Origin of the sequence: Novosphingobium aerophilum, assembly GCF_014230305.1 — a bacterium.
GTDB classification, from domain to species: domain Bacteria; phylum Pseudomonadota; class Alphaproteobacteria; order Sphingomonadales; family Sphingomonadaceae; genus Novosphingobium; species Novosphingobium aerophilum.
This window is the reverse complement of the sequence record NZ_JACLAU010000002.1, coordinates 139,191-150,504: the sequence shown is the minus strand read 5'-3', so window position 1 is coordinate 150,504 and position 11,314 is coordinate 139,191. Positions and strand designations below refer to the sequence as shown.

Sequence of the window (11,314 nt, the reverse complement as noted above, 5' to 3'; positions counted from 1 at the left end):
GAGCGGGGCTGGGGACTGCGCGTCGGGTCATGTCAGCCTGAGCGCGTGAGGGGAGTGGCCATCGGACCACTCCGGCAACAGACTGTCCCGATGGCTTAGTCAGCCCCCTCTCGCCTCTCGCGCCAATCCCCCCTAAACGCCCCTGCGTGAGCGACCTGCCCATCCACGCCGTCCTGCCCGACCTGCTCGCCGCCATGCGGGCCGGGCCAAAGGCCGTGCTGATTGCGCCGCCGGGGGCGGGCAAGACCACCGCGGTGGCGCCGGCCCTGCTGGACCAGCCGTGGTGCAGCGGTTCGGTAATCGTCCTGTCCCCCCGCCGCGTCGCGGCCCGCGCCGCCGCCGAGCGCATGGCCGAGCTGCTGGGAGAGCAGGCCGGAGACACCATCGGCTATCTGACCCGGCTCGACAGCAAGCGGTCCGCCCGCACGCGGGTGCTGGTGATGACCGAGGCGATCTTCGTCAGTACGATCCAGCGCGATCCCGAACTGGCGGGGGTCTCCGCCGTCCTGTTCGACGAGGCGCACGAGCGGCATCTCGACAGCGACCTCGGGCTGGCCCTGGCGCTGGAGAGCGCGGCGGTGCTGCGCGAGGATCTGCGCATATTGGTGATGTCGGCGACACTGGACGGCGCGCGCTTTGCCGCCCTGCTGGGCGAGGGTACACCGGTGATAGAGAGCGCGGGCAAGGCCTGGCCGCTGGACATCCGGTGGCTGGGCGCCCGGCCCGAGCTGCGCCTGGATGAGGCGATGACCGCGGCAATCCTGACCGCCTGGCGCGAGGAGCCGGGCGATCTCCTCGCTTTCCTCCCCGGCGTGGGCGAGATCGAGCGCACCCGCGAACGTCTGGCGGAGCGGCTGCCGGCGGCGCTGGTCTTGCCGCTGCACGGCCAGTGCGACCCTGCTGCCCAGCGCGCCGCGATCCGCCGCGATCCGCAAGGGCGCCGCCGGATCGTGCTGGCCACCGCGATCGCCGAGACCTCGCTGACGCTGGACGGCGTGTCGGTGGTGGTCGATGCCGGCCTGTCGCGCCGCGCCGAGTTCGACAAGGCCGCCGGAGTGACCCGGCTGGTCACGCACACCGCCAGCCAGGCCGCCGCGGCCCAGCGCGCCGGGCGAGCGGCGCGACAGGGGCCGGGCGTGGCCTATCGGCTATGGGCCGAGGCCGCCCATGCCGGGCGTGCGCCCTTCGATCCGCCCGAAATGCTGGTGTCGGACCTCGCCCCGCTGGCGCTGACCCTGGCGCAGTGGGGCGCAGGTGATCCCGCCGCGCTGCCCTGGCTCGATGCCCCGCCCGCCGCAGCCATGGCGGCGGCCCATGATCTGCTCAGGCAACTCGACGCGCTCGACGGGGAGGGTCGGATAACACCGCACGGGAAGGCGATGGCCGGCCTGCCGCTCGAACCCCGGCTCGCCCATATGGTGCTGAGCGCGGTAGAGGGGGGTGCCGAGGACGATGCCGCCATGCTCGCCCTGTTGCTGCAGGAGCGCGGGTTGGGCGGGCGAAGCGATGACCTGCACGGGCGGTTCGACAGCCTTGCGCGGGATCGGTCGGGTCGGGCGGAATCCTCACGCAGGCTGGCAGAGCGTTGGGCGAAGGCCGCGCGTGGGCTTCGACAAGCTCAGCCTGAACGGGTGTTGATTGGGAAGGAACTGATAAACCCCGCTCGGCCTGAGCCTGTCGCAGGCCACCCATCACGCCAACCCAACTCCCCGCCTCCGCTCGGCATCCTTCTCGCCGCCGGGTTCCCCGATCTGCTCGCCCGCCGCCGCGATCCGTCCGGCGAACAGTGGCTTACCGCCGGGGGCAGGGGGCTGCGGCTCGATCCGGCCTCGCCGCTGATCCGGGCCGAATGGCTGGCCGTGGGCGAGGCCCAGGGCGAGGCGAAAGGCGCGCGCATCACCGCCGCGATCGCGCTGGCCGAGGCCGAGGTCCAGCGCTGGCTGGGCAACCGGATCGACCGGCGCACCACGCTGCGCTGGGTGGCCGAGGAGCGCCGGGTCGAGGCGCTGCTCGAACAGCGGCTGGGCGCGATCGTGCTGGCGCGGGTGCCCGATCCGCGGCCCGATCCGGCGGCGGTTGCCCGGTTCCTGGCCGCGCGCGTGGCCGAGGAGGGGCTGGGGCTGCTGCCGCTGTCCGGGGCCAGCGCCGCGCTGCTCACCCGCGCGGCCTTCGCCGGGCTGGAGGCCTTGTCCGATGCCGCGCTGCGTGATGCCGTGGCGGACTGGCTGGTTCCCCTGCTGGGGCGGCGGCTGGACGATCTGGACCCCGGCCGCCTGCACGAAGCCCTGCTGGCCAGGCTCGATTACGCCGAGCGCCAGACGCTCGACCGGCTCGCCCCGGCGCAGTTCCGCAGCCCGGCGGGGACGTCTCACGCCATCGACTATGCCGATCCGGGCGGCCCGGCGGTCGAGGTGCGGGTCCAGGCCCTGTTCGGGCTCGATCGCCACCCGACCTTCGGCCAGCCACCGCAGCCGCTGCTGCTCAAGCTGACCGATCCCGGCGGCAAGCCCCTCCAGACCACGCGCGATCTGCCGGGCTTCTGGCGCGGATCGTGGAAGGACGTGGTGAAGGACATGAAGGGCCGTTACCCCAAGCACCGCTGGCCCGAGGCGCCGTGGGAGGAGGATCCCAGCCTCAAGACCAAGAACGCCTTCGCCCGGGAGAAGGGGCGATAGTTGGGTTCGCGCAAAGGCGCAAAGGCGCAAAGGGGGCGGATGACAAGCTCCGCGCAACGGCCTCGTGGCTTTGCTCCGCCACCACCGCTCGATCGGAAGGCGGCTTCGCCGCAAGCGCAACCACCTTTGCGCCTTTGCGCCTTTGCGCGAACCAAATGGCCACTTGATTCCATCACCGATTCGCCCGAAAGCGCCGCTCATGACCGCTCGCATCTACCAGCGCCCCAAGAACGCCATGCAGTCGGGCAAGGCCCTGACCGATGCCTGGCTGCTCGAATTCGTGCCGGCCGAGGCCAAGAAGCCCGATCCGCTGATGGGCTGGGCCGGATCGGGCGACACGCAGCAGCAGGTCGTGCTGCGCTTTGCCACCCAGGCCGAGGCCCAGGCCTATGCCGATCGCTACGGCATCGCCGCGCGGGTCCAGGCGACCCCGCCCAAGCGGCTGAAGCTGCAGGCCTACGCCGACAACTTCCGCTGAACGGCTGAGGGCGCGGGGCTGGACAAAGCGCCGGTCCCCCGCCATATGCGCGGCCGGGAGTCGGTCGGACGCTTGCGTCCGCCAACCTGGTCAGGTCCGGAAGGAAGCAGCCACAACGGGTTGCGGCGGGTCGGCCGGCTCCTTTTTCCCTCTTTCGCGTGCGGCTTCTCCCGTTCGGCCGGTTTCCCCACCTAACCGCAGCGCGCGCCGCTCTCCCCATTCGACAAGCGCCCCGCCAGCGCTTACCTAGGCGCGCGATGGACGATTCCGCTGACATGTTCGGCCCGGGCCCCGAGGACGACGAGGATGACGCCCCCTCGGCGGCGGAGCTTGAGGCGGCGGGGCAATCGGCCCTGTTCGGCGATGCTGCGCCCGCTGCGGCAGCCCCTGTGTCACCGCCTGTGTCACCGGCCGCGCCCCCAGCGGCCGCGCAGCCCTATCGTGTGCTCGCCCGCAAGTACCGGCCGCAGACCTTCTCGGCGCTGATCGGGCAGGACGCGATGGTCCAGACCCTGGCCAACGCGATCCGCCGCGACCGGCTGGCCCATGCCTTCCTGATGACCGGGGTGCGCGGTGTGGGCAAGACCTCCACCGCGCGGCTGATCGCCAAGGCGCTCAACTGCGTGGGCTCCGATGGCCAGGGCGGGCCGACGATCGACCCCTGCGGGCAGTGCGAACCCTGCGTGGCGATTGCCGAGGGCCGCCATATCGACGTGATCGAGATGGACGCCGCCAGCCACACCGGCGTCGACGACGTGCGCGAGATCATCGAGGCGGTGCGCTATGCCGCGGTCTCGGCGCGCTACAAGATCTACATCATCGACGAAGTCCACATGCTCAGCCGCAACGCGTTCAACGCGCTGCTCAAGACGCTGGAAGAGCCGCCGGCCCATGTGAAGTTCCTGTTCGCCACGACCGAGGTGGACAAGCTGCCGGTCACGGTCCTGTCCCGCTGCCAGCGTTTCGACCTGCGGCGCATTCCCGCGCCGTTGCTGGCCGAACACTTCGCCCGGGTCTGTGCCGAGGAAGGCGTTCCCGCCGAGCCGGAAGCCCTGTCGATGATCGCCGAGGCGGCCGAGGGTTCGGTCCGCGACGGGCTGTCGATCCTCGACCAGGCGATTGCCCATGCCGACCTGGGCGGAGAGGGGCGTGTGACCCCGGCCCAGGTCCAGGACATGCTGGGACTGGCCGACAAGACCGTCCAGCGCCGCCTGCTGGCCGCCGTGCTGGCGGGTGATGCGCCGGCCCTGCTCGATCTGGTGGCGGCGCAGTTTGCCCTGGGGGTCGAGCCGCTGTCGCTGCTGCGCTCGCAGATGGACCTGGTCCACCGGATCACCGTGGCCCAGGTCGGCCGGACCGGAGCCGAGGCGATCTCGGCCGAGGAGCGGGCGGCGATCGATGGCTGGGCCGCGCAGCTTTCGGCTGGGCAGTTGCATCGGCTGTGGCAACTGCTGCTCAAGGGCCATGACGAGGTGCGGACCGCGCCCGATCCGCTGATCGCCGCGCAGATGGCGCTGCTGCGCGTGCTGCACGCCGCCGACCTGCCCGATCCGGGGCAACTGGTGCGCAAGCTGGAGCACCTGGCCGCGCAGCCGGGCGTGGTCCAGGCGGGGGCAGCGCCGCCAGGCGGTGGGACTGCTTCGGCCGGGTCGGCTCCCGTCGCCGTGGCGATGGACTGGGAAGGGCTGGTCCACCAGGTCGAACAGCATTCCCCGATGGCCGGGGCCGCCCTGCGCCTGGGCCTGCGCGTGATCGAGCTGCGTCCGGGGCTGCTGCGCTACGGCTTCGCCCCAGGCCTCGCTCCGATGCCCGCCACCGAGATCCGCAAGGCCCTGGAAAGCGCGACCGGTGCGAGCTGGGAGGTCGAACCCGGTGACGGCGAGGGCCAGCCGAGCCTGGAGGAGCAGCGCGAGGCAGTGGAGCGCGATGCCCGCGCGGCCATGCGCCGTGCCCCCCTGGTCGAAGCCGCCTTCGCCGTCTTTCCGCAGGCGCAGATCGTCGAAGAGGATTCCTCGCCCGGTCCGCAGTCGGGCCGGGGCGAACGCAACTGGAGCAGAACCGCATGAAGTCGATGGAAGAGATGATCCAGGCCGCCCAGAAGGCGGCCGAGACCATCCAGAAGCAGATGAACGAGGCGCAGGGCCGGCTCGACCAGATCGAGGTCGAAGGCGTGGCAGGCGGCGGACTGGTCCGCATCCGCTGCTCGGCCAAGGGCCGGGTGGTGGGCGTCAGCTTGGACGACAGCCTGCTCCAGCCCAGCGAGAAGGGCATCCTCGAGGATCTGGTCGCGGCCGCCTTCAACGATGCCCGCGCCAAGGCCGATCAGGTCTCGGGCGAGGAAATGGCCAAGATGCAGCAGGGCCTGGGCCTGCCGCCGGGGTTCAACTTCCCGGGCCTGTGACCCGCAGCCGCGCCTGAGCGGCAATCCACAGGGGGTGAGGCCGCCCGCCATTGCGCGGCGCCCCCCCTGTCCCCATATCCGATGCAACACCGGCGCCCGCCCGCCGCCTTACGCCCCGCACCCTTGCGGAGCGGTCGGGCAGCGCCCAGATTGGACGGATATGGAACAGCTTACTCTCCCCCTGCTGCCGCTGCGCGATATCGTCGTGTTTCCCGGCATGGTCGTCCCGCTCTTCGTCGGCCGGGAAAAGTCGGTCGCCGCTCTCGAGGCGGCGATGTCCGGCAACAAGGATATCTTCCTCCTCGCCCAGCTTGATCCGGGCTGCGAGGATCCCTCGGCCGACGATCTCTACGACGTCGGCGTGATCGCCAGCGTGCTCCAGCTGCTCAAGCTGCCCGACGGCACCGTCCGGGTGCTGGTCGAAGGCCAGCAGCGCGCGCGCCTGATCGAGCTGAGCGAGCATGGCCCGCTGACCTCGGCGCGGGTGGAGACGGCCGAGCTGGTGACCACCTCGGGCAACGAGGTGTCCGCGATGATGCGCTCGGCGATCGAGCAGTTCCGCGAATATGCCAAGCTCAACAAGAAGCTGTCGGCCGAGGCGGGCGACCAGTTGGGTGAGATCGACGATGCCTCGCGCCTGGCCGACGCCATCGCGGCGCAGCTTGGCGCCAAGGTGTCGGACAAGCAGGCGCTGCTGAGCGAAAGCGATCCGCTCAAGCGGCTCGAAATGGTCTTCTCGTTCATGGAAGGCGAGCTGGGCGTGCTCCAGGTGGAGCGGCGCATCCGTGGCCGCGTGAAGCGCCAGATGGAGAAGACCCAGCGCGAGTACTACCTGAACGAGCAGCTCAAGGCGATCCAGTCCGAGCTCGGCGGCGGCGATGGCGACGAGAGCAACGAGATCGCCGAGCTGCAGGAGAAGATCGAGAAGCTGAAGCTTTCGGACGAGGCCCGGACCAAGGCCAATGCCGAGCTGAAGAAGCTGAAGTCGATGCAACCGATGAGCGCCGAGGCGACCGTCGTGCGCAATTACCTCGACGTGCTGCTGGGGCTGCCGTGGGGCAAGCGGTCGAAGCTCAAGAAGGACATCGGCCGCGCCCAGACGATCCTCGACGCGGACCATTACGCGCTGGAGAAGGTCAAGGACCGGATCGTCGAGTACCTGGCGGTCCAGGCCCGCACCAACAAGCTGAAGGGTCCGATCCTGTGCCTCGTCGGCCCGCCGGGCGTGGGCAAGACCAGCCTCGGCAAGTCGATCGCCAAGGCCACGGGGCGGGAGTTCATCCGCCAGTCGCTGGGCGGTGTGCGCGACGAGGCCGAGATCCGCGGCCATCGCCGCACCTATATTGGCTCGCTGCCGGGCAAGATCATCAACAACCTCAAGAAGGCCGGGACCAGCAATCCGCTGTTCCTGCTCGATGAGATCGACAAGCTGGGCCAGGACTTCCGCGGCGATCCGGCCTCGGCCCTGCTCGAGGTGCTCGATCCGGAACAGAACAGCAAGTTCCAGGACCACTATCTGGAGGTCGACTACGACCTGTCGGACGTGATGTTCGTCTGCACGGCGAACAGCCTGAACCTGCCGCAGCCGCTGCTCGACCGCATGGAGATCATCCGGCTGGAGGGCTACACCGAGGACGAAAAGGTCGAAATCGCCGAGCGGCACCTGATCGCCAAGCAGATCGAGGCCCATGGCCTCAAGAAGGGCGAGTTCACGCTGACCCAGGCCGGCCTGCGCGATCTGATCCGGTTCTACACCCGCGAAGCCGGGGTCCGCACGCTGGAGCGCGAGATCGCCCGGCTGGCGCGCAAGAGCCTGCGGCGGATCCTGGAAGGCAAGGACCAGGCGATCACCATCACGCCCGAGAACCTGGCCGACTTCGCCGGGGTGCGGAAGTTCAAGCACGGGGTGTCCGACACCGAGCACCAGGTCGGCGCGGTCACGGGCCTGGCCTGGACCGAGGTGGGCGGCGAGCTGCTGACCATCGAAAGCGTCACCGTGCCGGGCAAGGGCGCGGTCAAGACCACCGGCAAGCTGGGCGAGGTGATGAGCGAGAGCGTCCAGATGGCGTTCAGCTTCGTCAAGGCGCGGGCCCCGGCCTATGGCATCAAGCCTTCGCTGTTCCAGCGCAAGGATCTGCACATCCACCTGCCCGAGGGCGCCGTGCCCAAGGATGGCCCCTCGGCGGGGATCGGCATGGTCACGGCCATGGTCTCGACCCTGACCGGGATCCCGGTCCGCGCCGACGTGGCGATGACCGGCGAGGTCACGCTGCGCGGCCGGGTGCTGGCGATCGGCGGGCTCAAGGAAAAGTTGCTCGCGGCCCTGCGCGGCGGGATCAAGACCGTCCTGATCCCCGAGGAGAACCGCAAGGACCTGTCCGAGATCCCCGACAATATCCGCCAGGGGCTCGAGATCGTTCCGGTCAGCCATGTCGACGAGGTGTTGGTGCGGGCCCTGACCGCGCCGGTCGAACCGATCGTCTGGACCGAGGCCGACGATCTGGCCAGCCAGCCGGCACCTGCGGGTCAACCGGGTCCGGTTTCGCCCACCGCGCATTGATTCGGGAGGTCTCCGGGCGGGCCCTTGCCGGCCTGCGCTTGACCCCAGCGAATCGCCTTGGCGCAGGCCCAATCGGGCTTGCGCCGGGCGCTGCGGCGCAGCATTTTCGCGGATATCCACAGTTGCAATCGAGTGAGGTGCGAAAATCGGCGGCGAATCGTTAATGGGCACACCATTCGGGCAGGGTTAGGCTTTGACAGGGCCGGGAAAACCCGTTCAATTCCGCGCCAACCGACGCGATTGCTCCAAATCAGCCCGGTTTCACACGAGGTAGGGGGTTCCCGAATGAACAAGAACGAACTGATCGGCGCCGTCGCCGAATCCAGCGGTCTGACCCGCGCCGATGCCACCAAGGCCGTGGAAGGTGTTTTCGACGCGATCAGCGGCGCCCTGAAGAAGGGTGAGGAAGTTCGCCTGGTGGGCTTCGGCACGTTCTCGGTCGCCAAGCGCAAGGCCTCCACCGGCCGCAACCCGCGCACCGGCGAGCCGATGAAGATCAGCGCGTCGAGCCAGCCCAAGTTCAAGGCGGGCAAGGGTCTCAAGGACGCCGTGAACTGAGGATGGCCCTGGCCTTCACGGGCCGTGGTTTCGCAGAAGCGCCGCCCCGCAAGGGAGCGGCGCTTTTGCTTGGGTGATGGGGGTGCTTGCCAACGCGCCGGCCAAAGCCCCTCCCTGCTGCGACTAGCCCCGCCTGCGGCCGGGCCAGTCTCGCATCCTTCCATGTCCTTCGACAAGCTCAGGATAAGCGGGGGAGGGGATGGGGGGGAGGGGGCCGCGGTTGTTTCGGCGAACACCCCTATCCCTATCTCTTTTTCCTTTGGGGATGGGGTCGATTGCAAACACACGCCAGGAACCCCCACCCCCATCCCCTCCCCAACGGGGAGGGGAGTGAGACTTGCCCTGCCGCAGGCGGGGCTAGTCGCAGCGGGGAGGGGGCTCGGCCGTCGCGTTGGCAATCGACCCAATCGCCTTCCTTTGGGGATTGTCCCGCCGAGGCGCCACGTTCCGGCAACCCGCCCAAGTCCGGGATCGCTCCCGTTCAGGCGCGGCCTCGGCGATGCGAGGATGGTGCTTTCAGCTCCCCAACCGCACCAGCGCGGTCGGCGCGGCGTTGCGGATGTTGACCGTCCAGTCGAGCTGCTGGCCGCCGGCGACGGGCTTGGGCCCCTCGTCGGTGTTGTTGGCCACGATCACGCCGTCCGTGGTGAGGGTGAAGGTGCCTTCGAACGGGCCGAAGGGATTGCCGGGCAGGTCGCCGCCATCCTTTCCAGCCTTGCCGGCCTTGGCCATCGCACCCGCCATACCGGCGAGGGCCATGCCCATGGGGTTGCCGGCGCCCGACTGACCGCTGTAGCCCGGCGCATCGATCCGGACGGTGCCGTCATTGCGGCGCGAAAGCTGGACGAAGGCATTGGCCAGCGGCAGCCGCTCGACGGTCGGGAAGACGAAATCGTGGTCCAGCCGACCGGCGATCGCATAGTCGACCACGAACAGCCCGTCGCCCTTGTAGACCACGCTCTTCCAGCCGGCCTGGCGGCGGAGGCGGGCGGCCATGTCCTCGGCGGCCTGCGGGTTGGACGGGTCGATCCCGCCCAGCAGGGCCTTCATCTGTTCCGCCTCGGCCTTGTCCTTGGGGCCGCTCTGCTTGAGCCGTTCCTCGAAGGCCTGCTTCTGGTCGGCGAGTTCCTCGGCGGTGCAGGGGCGTTCCTTGGCCTCGTCGTTGTAGCAGGTGTCGGGCTCGAACACCTTGGGCTTGCTGCCCATCTGCGCCAGCTTGGTCAGGGCCAGCATGTGGATCTCGCCCTGGTAGGCAAAGCGGAAGGTGCCATCGCGGCGCAGGTCGAGGCTGGAGGTGAACCGGCCCGGGGTGAGCAGACAGGCGCTGAGCGCCATGGCGAGAATGGTCAACAGCGCGGCTGCGGCCTTGGGGGTATGGGTCCGGAACATCGATGTCTCCTCGGGCGATCGATGACAGCCGCATGGGGCCATGCCGCACCCTTCGCGCTGGTCGACACGGACAGAGGGAAGCGAACATCCCTCCGTCCGGGACCCCGCTTAGCCTGCGCGGGTTGCGATCGCGTAAAGCGCGATGGCCGCCGCGTTCGAGACGTTCAGGCTCTCCATCGCCGCGCTGATCGGCAGCCGGGCGAGGGCATCGCAATGCTGGGCGACATTGTGGCGCATGCCTTCGCCTTCCGCGCCAAGCACCAGGGCGACCGGCCCGGTGGGGATGACCGCGCCCAGCGTGTCCTTGCCGCCGCCATCCAGGCCGATGCGCCAGTATCCGGCCTCGGCCACCTCGTCGAGCGCGCGCGACAGGTTCACCACCCGCACCCAGGGGACGATTTCGAGCGCGCCCGAGGCGCTCTTGGCCAGGGTGCCCGATTCGGGCGGGGCGTGGCGATCCTGGGTGACGATCGCGCAGGCGTTGAAGGCGGCGGCGGAGCGGAGAATCGCCCCGACATTGTGCGGATCGGTGACCTGGTCGAGAATCAACAGCGGTCGCCCCGGATCGCCATCGAGCACCTCGTCGAGGAAGATGTCCGGCAGGGGCTCGCAATCGAGCACCAGCCCCTGGTGCGGCGCATCGCGCGCCACCAGCCGGGCCAGATCGGCGCCCTGGGCAAATTCCACCGGAAAATCGGCGGGCAGTTCGCCATCGAGCGAGGCGATTCCTTCCCGCGTGGCCCACAGCTTGCGGTGTTGCCGTTCCGGGTTCTTCAGCGCCGCCTCGACCGCATGGCGGCCCCACAGGCGCACCGCCCCCGACGAGCCCCGACCCGAGCCGCGCCCGCCCTGCATGCGGCCCGCGCGGCCGCGCAGGGCGCTCCTCGGCTTGTCGTCCCCGCCTCTGTTGCCGCCGCGTTCTGCCATGGTCATTGTCCCGTGAATGTCGACCGGTGGTCGAATTTGCGTGGCGCTCATGCCCGCACCCCCATTGACAGGCAAGCCCGGCTTCGCCATTGGGGCCGCCTCTCGGCCGGACGGTCTCGCAAGGGACCACACGAACGGCGGGTTTCCGCCACCGGCATGCTGGTGTGGACAGGTGGCCGAGTGGTTAAAGGCAGCAGACTGTAAATCTGCCCGCGCAAGCGTACGCTAGTTCGAATCTAGCCCTGTCCACCACCACCTTCATCACAGGCCGGGCATCAAAGCCGGGCGCACCCGGGCCAGGGGCTGTTGATCGGCCCCGATCCCCC

8 protein-coding genes, 1 tRNA gene and 1 other RNA gene are annotated in these 11,314 nt (G+C 69.6%); 8 read left to right on the top strand and 2 right to left on the bottom strand.

What is annotated here, in order from left to right:
- The first annotated feature begins 146 nt into the window (after positions 1 to 146).
- The 7 genes from hrpB (at position 147) to H7F49_RS02840 (ending at position 8,672) form a co-directional block, all read left to right on the top strand.
- Positions 147 to 2,675 carry an ATP-dependent helicase HrpB gene (gene hrpB / locus H7F49_RS02870; RefSeq protein WP_185682057.1) on the top strand — a complete coding sequence of 843 codons (2,529 nt, stop codon included), beginning with the start codon at positions 147 to 149 and terminating at the stop codon, positions 2,673 to 2,675.
- 199 nt (positions 2,676 to 2,874) lie between these two features.
- Positions 2,875 to 3,153: an ETC complex I subunit gene (locus tag H7F49_RS02865; RefSeq protein WP_185682056.1), complete on the top strand. Its 279-nt coding sequence runs from the start codon at positions 2,875 to 2,877 to the stop codon at positions 3,151 to 3,153.
- Between the two features lie 53 nt (positions 3,154 to 3,206).
- An RNA gene (ffs, locus tag H7F49_RS02860) (signal recognition particle sRNA small type) lies at positions 3,207 to 3,301 on the top strand.
- A 109-nt stretch (positions 3,302 to 3,410) separates the two neighbouring features.
- On the top strand, positions 3,411 to 5,219 hold the full coding sequence (locus H7F49_RS02855; RefSeq protein WP_185682055.1) for a DNA polymerase III subunit gamma/tau: 1,809 nt from the start codon (positions 3,411 to 3,413) through the stop codon (positions 5,217 to 5,219).
- Complete coding sequence (locus H7F49_RS02850) at positions 5,216 to 5,554, top strand: YbaB/EbfC family nucleoid-associated protein (protein ID WP_185682054.1); 339 nt, start codon at positions 5,216 to 5,218, stop codon at positions 5,552 to 5,554. The genes H7F49_RS02855 and H7F49_RS02850 overlap by 4 nt, the downstream gene beginning before the upstream one ends.
- A gap of 160 nt (positions 5,555 to 5,714) precedes the next feature.
- A complete protein-coding gene (gene lon, locus H7F49_RS02845) occupies positions 5,715 to 8,114 on the top strand; it encodes an endopeptidase La (protein ID WP_185682053.1) in 2,400 nt (799 codons plus the stop codon).
- A gap of 285 nt (positions 8,115 to 8,399) precedes the next feature.
- Positions 8,400 to 8,672, top strand: coding sequence for an HU family DNA-binding protein (locus H7F49_RS02840; RefSeq protein WP_185682052.1), 273 nt, complete (start codon positions 8,400 to 8,402; stop codon positions 8,670 to 8,672).
- A gap of 516 nt (positions 8,673 to 9,188) precedes the next feature.
- Here H7F49_RS02840 and H7F49_RS02835 read toward each other — a convergent pair.
- Both H7F49_RS02835 and H7F49_RS02830 read right to left on the bottom strand, forming a co-directional pair.
- Positions 9,189 to 10,061 (bottom strand): hypothetical protein, encoded by an 873-nt coding sequence (locus tag H7F49_RS02835; protein WP_185682051.1) that lies wholly within the window; start codon positions 10,059 to 10,061, stop codon positions 9,189 to 9,191.
- A 108-nt stretch (positions 10,062 to 10,169) separates the two neighbouring features.
- Complete coding sequence (locus H7F49_RS02830) at positions 10,170 to 10,988, bottom strand: TrmH family RNA methyltransferase (protein WP_185682169.1); 819 nt, start codon at positions 10,986 to 10,988, stop codon at positions 10,170 to 10,172.
- A gap of 166 nt (positions 10,989 to 11,154) precedes the next feature.
- Here H7F49_RS02830 and H7F49_RS02825 point away from each other — a divergent pair.
- Positions 11,155 to 11,240: transfer RNA gene (locus H7F49_RS02825), tRNA-Tyr, on the top strand.
- Positions 11,241 to 11,314: the final 74 nt, after the last annotated feature.

Excerpts from the sequence above, each read along its gene's own strand:
- H7F49_RS02865 (WP_185682056.1), top strand. The coding sequence starts at position 2,875 with ATGACCGCTCGCATCTACCAGCGCCCCAAGAACGCCATGCAGTCGGGC.
- H7F49_RS02855 (WP_185682055.1), top strand. The coding sequence starts at position 3,411 with ATGGACGATTCCGCTGACATGTTCGGCCCGGGCCCCGAGGACGACGAG.
- H7F49_RS02850 (WP_185682054.1), top strand. The coding sequence starts at position 5,216 with ATGAAGTCGATGGAAGAGATGATCCAGGCCGCCCAGAAGGCGGCCGAG.
- lon (WP_185682053.1), top strand. The coding sequence starts at position 5,715 with ATGGAACAGCTTACTCTCCCCCTGCTGCCGCTGCGCGATATCGTCGTG.
- H7F49_RS02840 (WP_185682052.1), top strand. The coding sequence starts at position 8,400 with ATGAACAAGAACGAACTGATCGGCGCCGTCGCCGAATCCAGCGGTCTG.
- H7F49_RS02835 (WP_185682051.1), bottom strand. The coding sequence starts at position 10,061 with ATGTTCCGGACCCATACCCCCAAGGCCGCAGCCGCGCTGTTGACCATT.
- H7F49_RS02830 (WP_185682169.1), bottom strand. The coding sequence starts at position 10,988 with ATGGCAGAACGCGGCGGCAACAGAGGCGGGGACGACAAGCCGAGGAGC.